We start from the raw sequence: 15997 nt of genomic DNA, 5'->3' as shown, positions 1-15997 counted from the left end.
TTTTGTGCTTTGCGAAGAATAGCCGGCTAGCCCGGCCCGTTAAGCCCTCGTGTTCTATGCATTTGGAAGGGGCAAACAATATGTCATTCGCAGCATCTGCGCAGCCCGCCGCACAGGCGAGCGGCTTTCACCGGATTACGTTCACCGGCAGGGCGTCTGAATATTTCGGCATCTGGATCGTCAATGTGCTGCTGACGATCATCACGCTCGGCATTTATTCGGCCTGGGCGAAGGTGCGCCGCAATCGATACTTCTACGGCAATACCGTGCTGCTTGGCCGGTCCTTCGAATACCACGCCAAGGGCCTGCAGATCCTCATCGGCCGCCTCATCGTTCTCGGCGGTTTCGTCGTGCTCAACGTGATCGCAGCCCTTGTGCCGATCCTGGTGCTGCTGCCCACCCTCGTCGTGCTGATCGCGCTGCCGTGGCTGGTCGCCAAGGGCCTGCGCTTCTCCGCGCGCGTCACGAGCTACCGCAACGTGCGCTTCGATTTCGTCGGCGGTGCCGGCGGTGCCTTCAAGGCCTTCATCCTCGGCAGCCTGCTCGCCGTCATCACCATCGGCATCCTGACACCGCTCGCCAGCCGCTGGGTCTCGCGCTACGTCGGCTCGAACCTGCGCTACGGCGGCAAGGCCTTCGACACCGATCCGCAGCTCGGCGCGATCTACAAGTCCTGGCTTCTCTCGCTGCTCATCGTCGTGCTTGGCCTCGGCATCATTGCGCTTTTGGCCTTCATCAACCTGCCGATCATCCTGTCGATGATCGAGACGCCCGGCGCGCTGACGCCGGAGCAGCAGATCCCGCTCTTCATCGCCGGCGCGATCGCCTATATCACGCTGTTCGCCACTTTCGGCATTGCGGGCCTGTTCTACCGGGCGTGCGTGCGCAACATCGCCTATTCCGCCACGACCTTCGATGGTCAGCACCGGCTGATGAGCGATGTCTCGCGCACCCGCTATACCTGGATCGCCATTTCCAACGTCCTCATCACCATCCTGACCTTCGGCCTGATGCGGCCCTGGGCGGCGGTGCGCATGGCGCGTTATACCTGGGAGCACACCGGCATCACCTTCACGGGCGATATCGGCGAGCTGTTCAGCCGGATCGAGGCCCAGGGGTCGGCCGTCGGCTCCGAATTCATGGACTTCGAAGGGTTCGATTTTGGCTTCTGAGAATGTTGCCATAGCCGGCGGAGATTGGCACCCCGCCGGTTCCAGCCGCTCGGTCGAGGCTCGCCTCGTCGAGCGGGCCGGCGAGATCGTCGCCGTGCCGGCGGGGGGCGACAAGCCCCTTGCCGGTGCCGGCCTCTCCTGGGTGGAGATTTCCAGCCGCGTCGGCGCCATCCCGCGCCGCGTGACCTTTCCGGACGGTTCGGTCTTCGAGACCTGGGACAATGACGGCATCGACCGTTATCTCGCCGCGCGCGGCAAGGGCGGTGCCGGCCTCGTGCACTGGCTGGAGCAGTTCAAGCTCCGCCTCATCCTCATCGTGCTCGCCGCCTTCCTGCTTGGCGGCGCTGTCTATCGCTGGGGCGTGCCGGCCCTTGTCGAAGTCGCCATCCTGACGACCCCGCCGATCGTGCCGCAACTGATGGCACAGGGCACGCTGGAAGCGCTCGACCAGACGACCTTCTCGCCGACCAAGCTTGCCGAAGCACGCCGCAAGGAAATCGCCGACGGCTTTGCGCGCATTGCCGCGCAGTCGCCGCGCGGTGCTGGCGCCTACAACCTCAATTTCCGCGATGGCGGCCTGATCGGCCCGAACGCCTTCGCGCTGCCGGATGGCACGCTGGTCATCACCGACCAGCTCGTCGAGCTGGCAGCCGGCGACACCGAGATGATCGTCGGTGTGCTGGCGCACGAGATCGGCCATGTCGAGCTGGAGCACAGCCTGCGCCAATTCTACCGCGCCGCCGGCATGACCGGCCTCATCATGCTGATTGCCGGCGATGTCGGCTCCAGCGTGGAGGACGTGCTGGTACAGGGCGGCGGCCTGCTGGCGCTGTCCTATTCGCGCAGCGCGGAAGCCGAGGCGGACAGGCGCTCAGTGGAGCTGATGGCCAAAGCCGGCTACGACCCGACGGCGATCGCCCGCTTCTTCGGCCTCCTGGAGGAAAAGCTCGGCGACAAGGGGGATACCAACATCCTCTCCACCCATCCGGGCACGCCGCAGCGCAAGAAGGACATCATCGACTACAGCCGGATCATTTCCGGCCAGTCGGATCCGGACCTGCAATGAAATGAAAACGGCGGCCATCGGCCGCCGTTTCCTTTGAGTGCTTTAAAGCCGTGGCTTACTGCGACGGGCCGTCGTTGTAGCCGATCTTGTCGACCAGCTCGGATGCCTTCTTGCGGTTGGCCGCGATGTCGACGAGCGGCAGTTCGTCGGCCTTCAGTGTGCCGAAGGACTTCACCACGTCGGAGGGCTCGGCACCCGGCAGGACCGGATATTCGTAGACCTGCTCGGCATAGATCTGCTGCGCGGTGCCGGCCGACAGGAATTCCATCAGCTTCAGCGCATTGTCCTTGTTCGGGGCGTTCTTGGCGAGCGCCATGCCGGAAACGTTGACGTGGCTGCCGCGGTCACCGGCGTTCGGGAAGAGCACCTTGATGGCGGCGGCCCAGTCCTTCTGCTCCGGCTCCTTCTCGTTGGTCAGCATCAGGCCGACATAGTAGGAGTTGCCGAGTGCCAGGTCGCATTCGCCGGCGAGGATCGCCTTGGCCTGGTCGCGGTCGCCGCCGTCCGGCTTCTTGGCGAGGTTGTTCTTCAGGCCCGTCAGCCACTCCTCGGCCTTCGCTTCGCCGTGATGGGCGATCATCGAGGCGGTCAGGCCGATATTGTAGGAATGCTGGCCGTCACGGGTGCAGATCTTGCCCTTCCACTTCGGGTCGGCAAGCTCTTCATAGGTGATTTCGTTCTGTGCGACGCGGTCCTTCGAGGCGTAGACGACGCGCGAGCGCGTGGTGAGGCCGAACCAGTTGCCGTCCGGATCGCGGTACTGCGCCGGGATGTCCTTGTTGATGACCTCGCTCACGACGGGCTGCGTCACGCCGCCGTCCTTGGCTTCCGTCAGGCGGGCGATATCGACCGTGAAGATGACGTCGGCCGGCGAGTTCGCGCCTTCCGCCTGGATGCGCTCGACAAGGCCCTTGTCGAGGAACAGCACGTTGGCGGTGATGCCGGTTTCCTTCGTGAACGCATCGAGCAGCGGCTTGATCAGGTCCGGCTGGCGATAGGAATAGATGTTGACTTCACCTTCCGCATGCGCGGGCAGCGCAAGCGCCAGGGCGGCGGTGGAAAGCGTGAGGGCGGCGAGGGCGTTCTTGAGCAGTGGCATAGTGTCCTCCTGAGTGCATTTATTCTTAACTGCTAAAGTCGTGTTTAGCGGCTTGCCCCTCGCAGTCAACCATGTCACCACTGGCATAACATGATTGTGATTTTCCGCTTTTCTGAAATTGCGCGTTTTTGGAATTGTTCTAAACGACGATCTGCCCTATATGTGATGCCTATCAAAACCCGGATTCGGAGTTCCCGATGCGTTTGACGAAACAAACCAACTATGCCGTGCGCATGTTGATGTACTGCGCGGCGAATGGTGGAAAGCTCAGCCGTATTCCGGAAATCGCCAAGGCCTATGGTGTCTCGGAACTTTTCCTGTTCAAGATCCTCCAGCCTTTGACGAGGGCCGGCATCATCGAGACCGTGCGCGGCCGCAACGGCGGCGTGCGCCTGCCCAAGCCCGCAAGCGAGATCACCCTGTTCGACGTCGTGCGGGTGACGGAAGATTCCTTCGCCATGGCCGAATGTTTCGAGGCCGGCGAGGTCGAGTGCCCGCTGGTCGATAGCTGTGGCCTCAACTCGGCGCTGCGCAAGGCGCTGAACGCCTTCTTCGAAGTGCTTCAGCAGTACACGATCGACGATCTCGTCAAGGCACGCCCGCAGATCGGCATGCTTCTCGGCCTGGAAACGGCCTTCGTCCAGCAGCCCGCTGCCTGAGCGACCGGCGCCTGACCAACGGCGCCGGGATCATTCCCCGGCGCTGACGTCGCGCTTCACATATTCCTGCAGAATGAATTCGATGGCCGTCGGATCGAGCTCGGCCTTGTCGATGCGGAAGTCGACGCCATAGTCGTCGATCTTCTGGAAATAGGCGTCGTTGATCGACGACGAGATGACACCGATCGGGCCGATATAGCCAACGCGTCTGAGCTCCGGCACCGTCTCGCGAAAATCCGCCTGCGGCTGCAACCGGTTGTCCATCAGGATCATGTCGAGCGGCACGCCGGACGAGCGGATGAAATCGAGCGCGCCTTCCACCGTTTCCACATAGTCGAGCGTGATCGCATAGCTTGCGACCTTGCGCATCAGCGCGCTGAGGATGACGTTTTCCGCAGGATCGTCATCGACGAGCAGGATATGCACTTTTGCTGTCATGGCCGTAGCTGAACCTGGTTGCATCAAAGAGGCTGCCGGCCTCGAAAAACCGCCGTTACTCTCATCCAGACCGCGGCCATTAACAAGTCCCTAACTCTGCTATCGGTGGCATGGCGCAGGTGTTTTATGAGCGTCATTGAATAATCTGCTCGCGGATCGCCTTGGCGACCATCTGCGTGCGGTTCACCACGTCGAGCTTCTTCAAGATCGTTGCCGTGTGCGAATTCACCGTATGCTCGGAAACCGAGACGATGAGGGCGATCTCGCTCGCCGTCTTGCCGTAGGAGATCCAGCGCAGGATTTCCGTCTCGCGCGGCGTCAGGCCCATGCCGGCCTTGTTGGCGAGCACCTGGCGGTAGAAGTAGTCGAAGGCACAGTTTGCCTCGTAGGCGATTTCCAGATGTTCGGTGCGGCCGATATCCTCGCCGTCGCCAAGGAACAGCACGACGTAGCGCGTGCCGGCGATGGAGTGCACGGGGATGGCGAGCGCCATGTCGAAGCCGATCTGGTCGAGGAAGTCGACGCCGGCAGCGCCGTTTTCCGGCGCGTCGGTGCCGAGCCACACGGTCGAGATGGTCGACTTGTAGAAGCTCTTGAAGATCGCGGAATCGTTGATGCGGTGGCGCTTGTCGTAGGTCTCGGCAAGGCCGGCCGGCAGGTCGTGCAGCACGAGGCGGCTCGAAAGCATGCTGGTCTCGTGCTCGTTGGCGAGCTGCAGCACGCCGAAATGCTCGAAGCCGTAGCGCAGCGCCATCGTATGGAAAATACGAAAGAAGTCGACGCGATTGAGAGCTTTCTCAAGATCGCTTTCGAAGCCATATCGCCGGTAATGTTTGTTCAACACAGGCACGTGGTCTCTACCCCCGGATTCCACGCGTGCAAATCTAGCGCCGCAATCTCTGGCGGCAAAGGGTTTTACCGGACAATTTCGCGAAGAGCGGACACTTTTTTGCCATCCGCTTGCCAAGATACTGAAAATATTGGGAAAAAATGTAAGGGAGGCTGCCCTTCGCTTTTGACGTTTCGCTCCGCCGCCACGGTGCGAAACAGCGAAGAGCAGCCTCCCTTGCCTCGATGTCCTAATATGGCACGCCTGCCGTGTCGTCGCCATCGGGGCAGGTGGGGATTGACAGGTCCCGCGGCGCCTGATTCGCGGCACTTTTGAAGGCGTTTCTAATGCTGTGGAGAATAATGTTCCGTGGTTTTTTCCGTTTGGACAAATTTGTTCGCGGACTTATTGCAATCCGGCGGCAAATGTCGTTCCATCCCCGCAAGGCCGGGGCAGGAAATGCACCCGAGCCCGCAACAAGAGAACAAAAAAGCAAACCTGGGAAGCTCACTATGAAAAAGCTGACTACTCTTCTCGCAGCGACGGCGCTTGCCTCACTGATGGCAACGGCCGCCTGGTCGAAGACCTTCGTCTATTGCTCGGAAGCCTCGCCGGAAGGTTTTGATCCCGGCCTCTATACGGGCGGTCAGACCTTCGACGCAGCTGCACACACGGTCTATAACCGTCTGGTGGAATTCAAGCGCGGCACGACGGAACTCGAACCCGCGCTGGCTGAGAGCTGGGAAATTTCGGCAGACGGCAAGGAATACACCTTCAAGCTCCGCAAGGGCGTCAAGTTCCAGACGACCGAGTATTTCACGCCGACGCGTGAGCTGAATGCAGACGACGTCATCTTCTCCTTCGAGCGCCAGTACAAGGCCGACAATCCGTGGAACAAGTACGTTCCGGGCGCGTCCTGGGAATACTTCTCCGGCATGGGCCTGCCGGATGTTCTCGACAAGATCGAGAAGGTCGACGACCTGACGGTCAAGATCACGCTGAAGCGTCCCGAAGCGCCGTTGCTGGCGAACCTCGGCATGCCCTTCATCTCGATCGTCTCTAAGGAATATGCCGACAAGCTTCAGGCTGACGGCAAGATGGAGCTGATGAACCAGCAGCCGCTCGGCACCGGTCCGTTCACCTTCGTCGCCTACCAGCCGGATGCCGCGATCCGCTACAAGGCCAACCCGGACTATTGGGGCGGCAAGCAGAAGATCGACGACCTGGTCTTCGCGATCACCACGGATGCCGCCGTTCGCGCGCAGAAGCTGAAGGCCGGCGAATGCCACCTGATGTCCTACCCGAACGCGGCTGACGTGGCCGAGCTGAAGGCCGATCCGAACCTGCACATCTCCGAGCAGGCCGGCCTCAACGTCGCCTACCTCGCCTACAACACGCTGGTTGCACCCTTCGACAAGGTCGAGGTCCGCAAGGCCCTCAACATGGCGATCAACCGCCAGGCCATCGTCGACGCCGTCTTCCAGGGCGCGGCAACGGTTGCTAAGAACCCGATCCCGCCGACCATGTGGTCGTATAACGACGCCGTCGTCGACGACGCGTTCGATCCGGAAGCCGCCAAGAAGATGCTCGAAGACGCTGGCGTTTCGGGCCTCAAGATGAAGATCTGGGCCATGCCTGTTGCGCGTCCGTACATGCTGAACGCCCGCCGTGCAGCCGAACTGATGCAGGCCGACCTTGCCAAGATCGGCGTCGAAGTCGAGATCGTCTCTTATGAATGGGCCGAGTACCTGAAGCTCTCGTCCGCCAAGGACCGCGACGGCGCGGCCATCCTCGGCTGGACCGGCGACAACGGCGACCCGGACAACTTCCTTGACACCCTGCTCGGCTGCGACGCTGTCGGCGGCAACAACCGCGCGCAGTGGTGCAACAAGGAATTCGACGACCTGATGACGAAGGCGAAGGAAACCGCCGACGTTGCAGAGCGCACGAAGCTCTATGAAGAGGCCCAGGTCATCTTCAAGCGCGAAGCGCCCTGGAACACCCTCGACCACTCGCTGGCCGTCGTTCCGATGAGCAAGAAGGTCTCGGGCTTCGTACAGTCGCCGCTCGGTGACTTCGTGTTCGAAGGCGTGGACATCGCCGAGTAATATCGGCTACGAAAAAGGCACGCCGCAAAGAGCGTGCATTGGCCGGCGGCTCGAAGACATTCGAGCCGCCGGTTTTTCACAAAAAAGAAGGGATTGGCTCCCATGTTTCGCTTTATCTTCGGACGGCTCGCCGTCCTGATACCCACGTTCCTCGGGGTATCGCTCATCGCGTTCTCCTTCATTCGACTTCTGCCGGGCGATCCAGTCATGCTGATGTCGGGCGAACGCGTCATGTCTCCGGAACGCCATACCGAGCTCATGCACCAGCTCGGCCTCGACCGGCCGATGTACATCCAATATTTCGACTATCTCGGCGGTCTTCTGACGGGCGACTTCGGTTCGTCCATCGTTACCAAGCGCCCGGTGCTCGACGATTTCGTCAACCTCTTCCCGGCCACGCTGGAGCTCTCGCTCTGCGCCATCATCGTCGCCATAGCGCTCGGCATTCCGGCCGGCGTGCTCGCCGCGGTGAAACGGGGGACCTGGCTCGACCAGTCGCTGATGGGCGTCGCCCTCGTCGGCTATTCGATGCCGATCTTCTGGTGGGGGCTGCTGCTCATCATCTTCTTCTCCGGCTATCTCGGCTGGACGCCGGTCTCGGGACGCATCTCGCTGATGTACTTTTTCCCGCAGGTCACCGGTTTCATGCTGATCGACAGCCTGATCTCGGGGCAGGCGGGCGCGTTCAAGTCGGCGCTCAGTTACCTGATCCTGCCGACCGTCGTGCTCGCGACGATCCCGCTCGCCGTCATCGCGCGCCAGACCCGTTCGGCCATGCTCGAAGTGCTGGGTGAGGACTATGTCCGCACCGCCCGCGCCAAGGGCCTGTCGCCGTTCCGCGTCATCGGCGTGCATGCGCTGCGCAACGCGATGATCCCCGTCATCACCACGATCGGCCTTCAGGTCGGCGTGCTGCTCGCGGGCGCCATCCTCACCGAGACGATCTTCTCCTGGCCGGGCATCGGCAAGTGGATGGTCGACAGCGTCTTCAAGCGCGACTATGCCGTGGTGCAGGGTGGCCTGATGCTGATCGCCGCCGTCATCATGATCGTCAATCTCGTGGTCGACCTGCTTTACGGCTGGGTCAACCCGCGAATCCGGCATTAGGAGGCGATCTCATGAGTGCTGTTCCAACCACCACCGAAGTCAAGACGGGCGGCAAGCCGCCGTCGGGCCTCTCCGAATTCTGGTTCTATTTCTCACGCAACAAGGGCGCCGTCATCGGCCTCGTGTTCTTCGTGATTATTCTGTTCGTGGCGGTCTTCGCGCCCTTCGTGGCGCCGCACGCCCCGAGCAGCCAGAACCGCGAACTGCTTCTCCTGCCGCCGGTCTTCCAGGAGGGCGGCATGTGGGGGCACATTCTCGGCACCGACGCCGTCGGCCGCGACATCCTCTCGCGCCTCATCTACGGCGCGCGCTTCTCGCTCTTCATCGGCCTCGTCGTCGTGACGCTGTCGGTGGTCTCGGGCGTGCTGATCGGTCTCATCGCGGGTTATTTCCGCGGCAAGGTCGATACCTTCATCATGCGCATCATGGATATCATCCTGGCCTTCCCCTCCCTGCTGCTCGCCCTCGTGCTGGTGGCCGTTCTGGGGCCGGGCCTGCTCAACGCGATGATCGCCATCTCGCTCGTCAACCAGCCGCATTTCGTGCGCCTGACGCGCGCGGCCGTCATGACGGAAAAGACCAAGGACTATGTGGTCGGCTCGCAGGTCGCGGGTGCCGGCACACTTCGCCTGATGTTCCTGACGATCCTGCCGAACTGCCTCGCACCGCTCATCGTGCAGGCGACGCTCGCCTTCTCGGCGGCGATCCTCGATGCGGCCGCACTCGGCTTCCTCGGTATGGGCGCCCAGCCGCCGACGCCGGAATGGGGCACGATGCTTGCCGAAGCGCGCGAATTCATCCAGCGCGCCTGGTGGGTCGTGACCTTCCCGGGCCTCGCCATCCTCATCACCGTGCTGGCCATCAACCTGATGGGTGACGGCCTGCGCGACGCCCTCGATCCCAAGCTGAAGAGGTCGTGATGCCGCTTCTCGAAGTCAAAAACCTCACCGTCGAATTCCAGACGGCTTCCGGTCCCTTCCGCGCCGTGGATGGCGTTTCGCTCAAGGTCGACGAGGGCGAAGTGCTCGCCATCGTCGGCGAATCCGGTTCCGGCAAGTCGGTCTCCATGCTCGCCGCCATGGGGCTTCTGCCCTGGACGGCGAAGGTGACGGCCGACGTGCTCACCTTCAACGGTCGCGACATGCAGGCCATGTCGGACAGCGACCGGCGCAAGATCATCGGCAAGGACATTGCGATGATCTTCCAGGAGCCGATCGCCAGCCTCAATCCGTGTTTCACGGTCGGCTTCCAGATCGAGGAGGTGCTGCGCGTCCACACCGATCTCGGCCGCAAGGCGCGCCGTGATCGTGCCATCGAGCTCTTCCAGTCGGTCGGCATTCCGACCCCGGAAGAGCGCCTCGGCCACTTCCCGCACCAGATGTCGGGCGGCCAGTGCCAGCGTGTGATGATCGCCACGGCGCTTGCCTGCAACCCGAAGCTCCTGATCGCCGACGAGCCGACCACCGCGCTCGACGTGACGATCCAGAAGCAGATCCTCGACCTCCTGATGAAGCTCCAGGCTGAATACGGCATGGGCCTCATCATCATCACCCATGACATGGGGGTCGTGGCCGAAACGGCAGACCGCGTCATCGTGCAGTACAAGGGCCGCCAGATCGAATCGGCCGATGTGCTGTCGCTCTTCGAAAATCCGAAGAGCGTCTACACCAAGGCGCTGCTGTCCGCGCTTCCGGAAAACGCGGTGGGTGGACGCCTGCCGACGATCACGGAAAAGCTGACCGACGCCGAGATTTTTGCGGGAGCTTTGCGATGACCCCTGTTCTCGAAGCGCGCAACCTGAAGCGCGACTATCATATCCCCGGCGGCCTGTTCAAACCGGCCAAGACTGTTCACGCCGTCAAGGGCGTGAGCTTCAACGTCGAAGAGGGCAAGACGCTCGCCATCGTCGGCGAAAGCGGCTGCGGCAAGTCCACGGTTGCCCGCATGGTTACGATGATCGACCCGATCACCGAAGGCGAAATGCTGATCGACGGCCGCAAGGTCGATATCGCCAGCGAGCCGCTGACCTCCGAAATGCGCAGCAAGGTGCAGATCGTCTTCCAGAACCCCTATGGGTCGCTGAATCCGCGCAAGAAGATTGGCGACATCCTGACGGAACCGCTGGTCATCAACACCAAAATCCCGGCGGGCGAGCGGCGCGACCGCGCCATGGCGATCCTTAAGAAGGTCGGGCTGGAGGAGAAACATTACGGGCGCTACCCGCACATGTTCTCCGGCGGCCAGCGTCAGCGCGTGGCGATCGCCCGCGCGCTGATGCTCAATCCGCGCCTTCTGGTGCTCGACGAGCCGGTCTCCGCGCTCGACCTGTCGGTGCAGGCCCAGGTGCTGAACCTGCTCGCCGACTTGCAGGACGAATTCCACCTGACCTACGTCTTCATCAGCCACGACCTTTCGGTCGTGCGCCACATCGCGGACGACGTGATGGTGATGTATTTCGGCGAGGCGGTGGAATATGGCAGCCGCGACCAGGTCTTCGAGGACCCGCAGCACGCCTATACGAAAACCCTGTTCGCCGCGACGCCGCGGGTCGACGTGGACGCCATCCGCGCCCGCATCGAACGCCGCAAGCGCGCGGCCTGAGGACCAACGCTCGTGACACGCGCGATCGTCGTCATGGGCGTTTCCGGTTGCGGCAAGACCTCGGTCGCCGAGGGCCTTGCCGCAGCGCTTCCCGCCGCCTTCGTCGAAGGCGACAGCCTGCACCCGGCCTCCAATGTCGAAAAGATGTCCAAGGGCATTCCGCTCGATGACGAGGACCGCTGGCCCTGGCTCGACACGATCGGCCGCGCCATGGCCGAGACCCTGAACGACGGCAAGAGCCTCGTGGTTTCCTGCTCTGCCCTCAAGAAAGCGTACCGCGACCGCCTGCGCCACGCCGCCGGCGGCACGCTCGCCTTCGTCTTCCTCAAGGGCAGCCGCGATCTGCTGATGACCCGCATGGCGGCGCGGCGCGATCATTTCATGCCCGTCAGCCTGCTCGACAGCCAGCTCGCCACGCTGGAGGACCCCTCCGGTGAGCCCGGCGTCGTCACCGTCGATATCGATGCTTCCGTCGAGGCGATCGTCGCGGATGCGTTCGACGGATTGGCCGCGCTTCGCTAGCCTGCGGCGGAATTTGCCGGCCTGCCACTGGCGCCGCCGGGCGTGGCCCCGTATAGACGGCACACCGCTTTCGCGGGAGATTTTCTCGACCTGACAGGAACGACACATGGACATCAAACGCTTTGAAACCGGCCCGCGCATGAGCCAGGCCGTCGTGCACAACGGAACCGTCTACCTGGCCGGTCAGGTCGGCGAGGCTGGTTCCGATGTCACCGAGCAGACCAAGCAGGCGTTGGCCGAAGTCGACCGCCTGCTGGCGCTCGCCGGCACGGACAAGACCCGCATCCTCTCCGCCCAGGTCTGGCTTGCCGACATGGCCGATTTTTCCAAGATGAACGCCGTCTGGGACACCTGGGCGCCGCAGGGCCACACGCCCGCCCGCGCCACCGGCGAATCCAAGCTCGCCACGCCGGATTACCTGGTCGAAGTCATCGTCGTCGCCGCGCTCTGATCGGCGCCGCGCGGCTGAAACGGAAAAGGCCCGCTTGCGCGGGCCTTTTTTATTGCCATCTCGACTATCAGGCCGACTTGGACAGCCGCGCCTGTTCGTCGAAGAACAGCGCCTGGCTGATCAGCGCCTTCACCATGTCGGGGTTGAACGGCTTGGTGACGAGGAAGGCCGGCTCCGGCTTCTCGCCGGTCAAGAGCCGTTCCGGGAAGGCGGTGATGAAGATCACCGGGATCGTGCTGTTCTTCAGGATGTCGTTGACCGCGTCGATGCCCGACGAGCCGTCGGCAAGCTGGATATCGGCAAGCACCATGCGCGGCGAGGTGCGGTGATAGAGCTCGACCGCCTCCGAATGCGTGCGCGCGATGCCGGTCACATTGTGGCCGAGACCCTTCACCATGTCCTCGATGTCCATAGCAATCAGCGGCTCGTCCTCGATGATCATGATGTCGGTCGCGACCTGGCTGGAGATGTCGCGCGACGCCTCGTCGAGCAATTCGCTGAAGCGCTCTTCGGAAACATCGAGAATGTCGGCGCCTTCGGAAAAATCAAAGCCCTCGACGGAGACCAGCAGGAAGGCCTTGCGCTCGGCCGGCGGCAGGTTAGCGAGGTTTGCGGCGGCCTGCCGCTCCCAGCCGAAGGGAGACGTGTTGACCGGCAGCGTCACGTCGAGGTTCTCGAACAGCGTGCAATAAAGCCGATAGAGCGCCAGGCGGTCGTTGCGACCCTCCGGATAAAGCGAAATGTCGGCGACGAGCGCTTCGAGCATGGCGGCGACATAGGCGTCGCCGGACGTCTGGGAGCCCGTCACGGCACGGGAAAACCGCCTCAGATAGGCTAGATGCGGTGCGATACGGGTGGAAAGTGACATTTAGTTCTCCGTGAATATGTTCCGCATCGGAACCGTTTCCGCTAGAGTTCACTATACGGAAACCTATTGGTAGCATGCTAAGTCAAACTTGCTATTTGGTATCTTGGGCAAAAGGAAGATAGCGGGCAGCACGCGATGGAAACAAGACCATGATCGAGCCCAGCAAGGAAAAGAAACGCGTTGGTCGGGATGCGCCGCACAAGGCTGCGTTCGACCCGAACGGTCCGATCGGCCGCAAGCTGAAATCCTTCTACGACGTCATCGAGACGGAGCCTGTGCCAGATCGCATTCTGGACCTGTTGGGAAAACTCGACGAGGCCGAGGAAAAGGCCAAGCGCGGTTCCTGAACGCATCCATCCATTCCAGTTCATCACATCAAGAAACGGGCCGTGAGGCCCGTTTCGCGTTTCGATCGACCCGCTGCCTGTCAGCGGCAACGTGCTTCGTAGCGGCGGCCGTAGCGGTCGCGATAGATGCAGTAGCCATTGCGGTCAGAGCGGGCGACGAGGTAGCCCGCCACGCCACCAATGGCAGCACCTGCAAGCGCGCCGCCGGCACGGCCGGTCACGACGCCGCCGATAATGGCACCCGTGCCAGCACCAATCGCGGTGCCGCGTTCAGTCTGGGTGCAGGCGGTGAGGGTGATGGTGGAGGCGACGAGGGCAAGCGCGATGATGGTGTTCTTCATTGTTGCGGCTCCTGGAATGGTTGTGGGATCAGATACGTCCCATAAGGACGAGGATGAGAAGGATAAGGACGATCAGGCCCAGACCGCCGGACGGGCCATAACCCCAGCTGCGGCTGTATCCCCAGTTCGGCAATGCGCCGACCAGAAGCAAAATCAAAATCACGAGGAGTATGGTGCTGAGCATCTGCGCTTCCTTTCACGTCCACTTCGCTATCGAGCGATGGGCCGACAACGGGCCGCAACGGATTTTGTTCCCGAAAATGTGACAGCGACGTCATGAGGGTGGTCCGGAACTTTCCGGCCCGTGCCTCCGTTGTTTTGTCCGACACGACGGGTCTGGCCCGAAGGTGATGGAGACATGAAATGGAACATATAGCCGCAATCATGCTTCTGGTCGGCTGCAGCCATGGCAGCCTCGCCTGTGAAGAACTGCAAGCGCCCCAGGTGGCGTTCGAATCCATGGAAGAATGTCAGAGCGCGCTGCCATCGGCGCTCGGTGGCGCCGGTGCCAGCAGGCGCATCGTGCATGCCCGATGCGCGGCAATTGATCCGGCCTGGATCGAAGAAGACGTCGAGATCAGCTGGAGCATGACCCGACAAGGTCTCGAGGTCGACGTGCGCCAGGCAAGCCCGCCGGCAGAGGGCGTCATCGTTGCCGAAAACACCAAAACAGACGTTCGTCCCGTCATGCATTGAGCAAATCGGGAACCTTTTTCAGGCTGAACGGTTTTCCTTTCGTCAACGCCACGGCGTTCCAAGGAACTGAAAGGACAGCGACATGAACTGGGATATCATCGAAGGCAAGTGGACCGAATACAAGGGCAAGGCCCAGACCCAATGGGGCAAGCTTACGGATGACGATCTCGATGTCATCCAGGGCCGCCGGGTTGAGCTTTCGGGCAAGATCCAGCAGCGCTACGGCCTCGCCAAGGAGGAGGCCGAGCGGCAGATCGACGATTGGGCGCAGCGTCACTAATGCCATGACCGCCTGAATCGGAAACGATTTGGCAAGAATTGCGCAAAGTAGATGTCCGCGACCACATCGGTCACCGCTCATGCCGCCGCAGCCGAAAGGCCGCGGCGGCATCATTTTATGGAAAAGTCGGTCGTTACAAAACAGTTTTATTCCATAAAACGTCCGGGAACCTTTCCCACCGTCCGCCGTTCTTCAAGCAATACAAGGAAGGAGTTCAAAATGCTCTATTATGCTGTAGTCTTTCTCGTGATTGCGCTCGTCGCCGGCCTGCTCGGCTTTGGTGGTATTGCCGGTGCATCCGCCGGTATTGCGCAGATCCTGTTCTTCGTCTTCCTGGCCCTTCTGGTCCTGTCGCTGATTGCGGGCCTGTTCCGTCGGGCATGAGGATGATGTGTCCTTGAAAGGGCGGCGTTTGCGGACGCCGCCCTTTTTGCGTCTACCGCGCAGGCCTTGCGAGGCTTTGGAGCATTGGTTAATCAGCGCTTAATCATGCCGAATCCTTGGAGCCCAATTTATGAAATCCCTCGAACTGCTGGTTGAACGCATCATCCTGTCGAGCCGCTGGATCCTGGTGGTCTTCTATCTCGGCCTCGTCGCCGCCCTTGCCGTCTATGCGGTGTCGTTCCTTTACAAGTTCGGCAAGGTTGCGATGAACGTCTTCGTCTTCGACGATGCGGAGATGATCCTCGCCATGCTCGGACTGATCGATGCAGCGCTCGTCGCAAGCCTGATCCTGATGGTGATGATCGCCGGCTACGAGAACTTCGTCAGCCGCTTCGACGAGGCGGAGGCGGATGTCTCCTTCCTCGGCAAGCTCGATTCCGGCAGCCTGAAGATCAAGGTCGCATCGTCCATCGTCGCGATCTCATCCATCCACCTGCTGCAGGTCTTCCTCAATGTGCAGCAATATACCGACACCAAGCTGATGTGGCTGACCTTCATTCACCTCGCCTTCGTGGTTTCGGCCGTGCTGCTCGGTTTCCTCGAACAGATTATGTCCAAGCTGAAGGGCTGAAAGCCTTGCCAAGACCGGTAGGGGAGGGCGCCGCGGATATCCGCCGGCGCCCTTTTCTTTTGGCGCGAAGTCAAGCGAAACCGTCGGGCTTTCCCCGACATTCTCCTTATGCACCGGGAGCCTTTGAGGTGCCGCGGTGCAATATCGGCCTCTCACCCCTCTGTTTGACCATCTGGACAAAGTTTTGCGCAGTGATTTGGGCTTTGCGAGGGGTCTTCGAGGGCCTTTCAGTCGCTCCAAAACAAGAAAAGCCTATCATTTCAACAGCTTATCACTTTTTTGATTTTTCTTGTTTTGAGCTGTTGACGTGTTCGTATAGGTGGGCTTATAACCCGCTCATCGAACGAGAGCGGCGGCGCTTCTGGCGGCCGACGAACTCGCTCCAAGGTTTCCTGACG

General features: G+C 61.6%; 21 protein-coding genes. 15 read left to right on the top strand and 6 right to left on the bottom strand.

Annotated elements, in window-relative coordinates; genetic code table 11:
• Nucleotides 1–80 precede the first annotated feature (80 nt).
• Both GB927_RS28845 and GB927_RS28840 read left to right on the top strand, forming a co-directional pair.
• Nucleotides 81–1172, top strand: a complete 1092-nt coding sequence (locus GB927_RS28845; protein WP_256120671.1) for a YjgN family protein — start codon at nucleotides 81–83, stop codon at nucleotides 1170–1172.
• Nucleotides 1162–2238, top strand: coding sequence for a M48 family metallopeptidase (locus tag GB927_RS28840; protein WP_256120670.1), 1077 nt, complete (start codon nucleotides 1162–1164; stop codon nucleotides 2236–2238). The genes GB927_RS28845 and GB927_RS28840 overlap by 11 nt, the downstream gene beginning before the upstream one ends.
• A gap of 55 nt (nucleotides 2239–2293) precedes the next feature.
• Here the strand turns inward: GB927_RS28840 and GB927_RS28835 are convergent, their stop codons facing one another.
• Nucleotides 2294–3337: a Fe(3+) ABC transporter substrate-binding protein gene (locus GB927_RS28835; protein WP_256120669.1), complete on the bottom strand. Its 1044-nt coding sequence runs from the start codon at nucleotides 3335–3337 to the stop codon at nucleotides 2294–2296.
• 197 nt (nucleotides 3338–3534) lie between these two features.
• On the opposite strand from GB927_RS28835, the gene rirA reads away from it, so the two are divergent.
• Nucleotides 3535–3996 carry an iron-responsive transcriptional regulator RirA gene (rirA, locus tag GB927_RS28830; RefSeq protein ID WP_256120668.1) on the top strand — a complete coding sequence of 154 codons (462 nt, stop codon included), beginning with the start codon at nucleotides 3535–3537 and terminating at the stop codon, nucleotides 3994–3996.
• A 30-nt stretch (nucleotides 3997–4026) separates the two neighbouring features.
• Here the strand turns inward: rirA and GB927_RS28825 are convergent, their stop codons facing one another.
• Both GB927_RS28825 and GB927_RS28820 read right to left on the bottom strand, forming a co-directional pair.
• Complete coding sequence (locus GB927_RS28825; RefSeq protein WP_256120667.1) at nucleotides 4027–4434, bottom strand: response regulator; 408 nt, start codon at nucleotides 4432–4434, stop codon at nucleotides 4027–4029.
• A gap of 133 nt (nucleotides 4435–4567) precedes the next feature.
• On the bottom strand, nucleotides 4568–5275 hold the full coding sequence (locus GB927_RS28820; protein ID WP_256120666.1) for a helix-turn-helix transcriptional regulator: 708 nt from the start codon (nucleotides 5273–5275) through the stop codon (nucleotides 4568–4570).
• A 500-nt stretch (nucleotides 5276–5775) separates the two neighbouring features.
• On the opposite strand from GB927_RS28820, the gene GB927_RS28815 reads away from it, so the two are divergent.
• The 7 genes from GB927_RS28815 to GB927_RS28785 all read left to right on the top strand — a co-directional run bounded on the left by GB927_RS28815 (nucleotide 5776) and on the right by GB927_RS28785 (nucleotide 12052).
• Nucleotides 5776–7371 carry an ABC transporter substrate-binding protein gene (locus GB927_RS28815; protein WP_256120665.1) on the top strand — a complete coding sequence of 532 codons (1596 nt, stop codon included), beginning with the start codon at nucleotides 5776–5778 and terminating at the stop codon, nucleotides 7369–7371.
• A gap of 102 nt (nucleotides 7372–7473) precedes the next feature.
• Nucleotides 7474–8478 (top strand): ABC transporter permease subunit, encoded by a 1005-nt coding sequence (locus GB927_RS28810; RefSeq protein WP_256120664.1) that lies wholly within the window; start codon nucleotides 7474–7476, stop codon nucleotides 8476–8478.
• Nucleotides 8479–8489: 11 nt separating this feature from the next.
• The gene (locus tag GB927_RS28805; protein WP_256120663.1) at nucleotides 8490–9398 is read left to right on the top strand and encodes an ABC transporter permease subunit; all 909 of its coding nucleotides are present in this window, start codon (nucleotides 8490–8492) and stop codon (nucleotides 9396–9398) included.
• Nucleotides 9398–10252 carry an ABC transporter ATP-binding protein gene (locus GB927_RS28800; RefSeq protein WP_256120662.1) on the top strand — a complete coding sequence of 285 codons (855 nt, stop codon included), beginning with the start codon at nucleotides 9398–9400 and terminating at the stop codon, nucleotides 10250–10252. Before GB927_RS28805 ends, GB927_RS28800 begins: the two co-directional genes overlap by 1 nt.
• The gene (locus tag GB927_RS28795; protein WP_256120661.1) at nucleotides 10249–11079 is read left to right on the top strand and encodes a dipeptide ABC transporter ATP-binding protein; all 831 of its coding nucleotides are present in this window, start codon (nucleotides 10249–10251) and stop codon (nucleotides 11077–11079) included. The genes GB927_RS28800 and GB927_RS28795 overlap by 4 nt, the downstream gene beginning before the upstream one ends.
• Before the next feature lie 33 nt (nucleotides 11080–11112).
• Nucleotides 11113–11601 carry a gluconokinase gene (locus GB927_RS28790; protein ID WP_256120774.1) on the top strand — a complete coding sequence of 163 codons (489 nt, stop codon included), beginning with the start codon at nucleotides 11113–11115 and terminating at the stop codon, nucleotides 11599–11601.
• A gap of 106 nt (nucleotides 11602–11707) precedes the next feature.
• Nucleotides 11708–12052, top strand: a complete 345-nt coding sequence (locus GB927_RS28785) for a RidA family protein (protein WP_256120660.1) — start codon at nucleotides 11708–11710, stop codon at nucleotides 12050–12052.
• Nucleotides 12053–12119: 67 nt separating this feature from the next.
• Here GB927_RS28785 and GB927_RS28780 read toward each other — a convergent pair whose 3' ends face one another.
• Complete coding sequence (locus tag GB927_RS28780; RefSeq protein ID WP_256120659.1) at nucleotides 12120–12920, bottom strand: response regulator; 801 nt, start codon at nucleotides 12918–12920, stop codon at nucleotides 12120–12122.
• Nucleotides 12921–13069: 149 nt separating this feature from the next.
• Here GB927_RS28780 and GB927_RS28775 point away from each other — a divergent pair, with 149 nt between their 5' ends.
• Nucleotides 13070–13267 (top strand): NepR family anti-sigma factor, encoded by a 198-nt coding sequence (locus GB927_RS28775; RefSeq protein WP_256120658.1) that lies wholly within the window; start codon nucleotides 13070–13072, stop codon nucleotides 13265–13267.
• Between the two features lie 80 nt (nucleotides 13268–13347).
• On the opposite strand, the gene GB927_RS28770 is transcribed toward GB927_RS28775, so the two are convergent.
• Nucleotides 13348–13608: a YMGG-like glycine zipper-containing protein gene (locus GB927_RS28770; protein ID WP_256120657.1), complete on the bottom strand. Its 261-nt coding sequence runs from the start codon at nucleotides 13606–13608 to the stop codon at nucleotides 13348–13350.
• Between the two features lie 28 nt (nucleotides 13609–13636).
• Complete coding sequence (locus GB927_RS28765; protein ID WP_256120656.1) at nucleotides 13637–13792, bottom strand: DUF3309 family protein; 156 nt, start codon at nucleotides 13790–13792, stop codon at nucleotides 13637–13639.
• Between the two features lie 179 nt (nucleotides 13793–13971).
• On the opposite strand from GB927_RS28765, the gene GB927_RS28760 reads away from it, so the two are divergent.
• The 4 genes from GB927_RS28760 to GB927_RS28745 all read left to right on the top strand — a co-directional run bounded on the left by GB927_RS28760 (nucleotide 13972) and on the right by GB927_RS28745 (nucleotide 15599).
• Nucleotides 13972–14304: a hypothetical protein gene (locus GB927_RS28760; protein ID WP_256120655.1), complete on the top strand. Its 333-nt coding sequence runs from the start codon at nucleotides 13972–13974 to the stop codon at nucleotides 14302–14304.
• A gap of 82 nt (nucleotides 14305–14386) precedes the next feature.
• Entirely contained in the window at nucleotides 14387–14584 is a 198-nt protein-coding gene (locus GB927_RS28755) for a CsbD family protein (protein ID WP_256120654.1), read from the top strand.
• A gap of 219 nt (nucleotides 14585–14803) precedes the next feature.
• Nucleotides 14804–14968 carry a DUF1328 domain-containing protein gene (locus GB927_RS28750; protein WP_023514833.1) on the top strand — a complete coding sequence of 55 codons (165 nt, stop codon included), beginning with the start codon at nucleotides 14804–14806 and terminating at the stop codon, nucleotides 14966–14968.
• Nucleotides 14969–15098: 130 nt separating this feature from the next.
• A complete protein-coding gene (locus GB927_RS28745; protein ID WP_069059874.1) occupies nucleotides 15099–15599 on the top strand; it encodes a TIGR00645 family protein in 501 nt (166 codons plus the stop codon).
• Nucleotides 15600–15997: the final 398 nt, after the last annotated feature.

The organism is Shinella lacus (assembly GCF_010994755.1).
Classification (GTDB): Bacteria; Pseudomonadota; Alphaproteobacteria; order Rhizobiales; family Rhizobiaceae; genus Shinella; species Shinella lacus.
Note: the sequence above shows the minus strand (reverse complement) of the source record. Positions and strands in the feature narration are given on the sequence as shown.

Coding starts and splice junctions, on each gene's coding strand:
- GB927_RS28845 (WP_256120671.1), top strand. CDS start 81: ATGTCATTCGCAGCATCTGCGCAGCCCGCCGCACAGGCGAGCGGCTTT.
- GB927_RS28835 (WP_256120669.1), bottom strand. CDS start 3,337: ATGCCACTGCTCAAGAACGCCCTCGCCGCCCTCACGCTTTCCACCGCC.
- rirA (WP_256120668.1), top strand. CDS start 3,535: ATGCGTTTGACGAAACAAACCAACTATGCCGTGCGCATGTTGATGTAC.
- GB927_RS28825 (WP_256120667.1), bottom strand. CDS start 4,434: ATGACAGCAAAAGTGCATATCCTGCTCGTCGATGACGATCCTGCGGAA.
- GB927_RS28815 (WP_256120665.1), top strand. CDS start 5,776: ATGAAAAAGCTGACTACTCTTCTCGCAGCGACGGCGCTTGCCTCACTG.
- GB927_RS28810 (WP_256120664.1), top strand. CDS start 7,474: ATGTTTCGCTTTATCTTCGGACGGCTCGCCGTCCTGATACCCACGTTC.
- GB927_RS28805 (WP_256120663.1), top strand. CDS start 8,490: ATGAGTGCTGTTCCAACCACCACCGAAGTCAAGACGGGCGGCAAGCCG.
- GB927_RS28800 (WP_256120662.1), top strand. CDS start 9,398: ATGCCGCTTCTCGAAGTCAAAAACCTCACCGTCGAATTCCAGACGGCT.
- GB927_RS28795 (WP_256120661.1), top strand. CDS start 10,249: ATGACCCCTGTTCTCGAAGCGCGCAACCTGAAGCGCGACTATCATATC.
- GB927_RS28790 (WP_256120774.1), top strand. CDS start 11,113: ATGGGCGTTTCCGGTTGCGGCAAGACCTCGGTCGCCGAGGGCCTTGCC.
- GB927_RS28785 (WP_256120660.1), top strand. CDS start 11,708: ATGGACATCAAACGCTTTGAAACCGGCCCGCGCATGAGCCAGGCCGTC.
- GB927_RS28780 (WP_256120659.1), bottom strand. CDS start 12,920: ATGTCACTTTCCACCCGTATCGCACCGCATCTAGCCTATCTGAGGCGG.
- GB927_RS28775 (WP_256120658.1), top strand. CDS start 13,070: ATGATCGAGCCCAGCAAGGAAAAGAAACGCGTTGGTCGGGATGCGCCG.
- GB927_RS28770 (WP_256120657.1), bottom strand. CDS start 13,608: ATGAAGAACACCATCATCGCGCTTGCCCTCGTCGCCTCCACCATCACC.
- GB927_RS28765 (WP_256120656.1), bottom strand. CDS start 13,792: ATGCTCAGCACCATACTCCTCGTGATTTTGATTTTGCTTCTGGTCGGC.
- GB927_RS28760 (WP_256120655.1), top strand. CDS start 13,972: ATGGAACATATAGCCGCAATCATGCTTCTGGTCGGCTGCAGCCATGGC.
- GB927_RS28755 (WP_256120654.1), top strand. CDS start 14,387: ATGAACTGGGATATCATCGAAGGCAAGTGGACCGAATACAAGGGCAAG.
- GB927_RS28750 (WP_023514833.1), top strand. CDS start 14,804: ATGCTCTATTATGCTGTAGTCTTTCTCGTGATTGCGCTCGTCGCCGGC.
- GB927_RS28745 (WP_069059874.1), top strand. CDS start 15,099: ATGAAATCCCTCGAACTGCTGGTTGAACGCATCATCCTGTCGAGCCGC.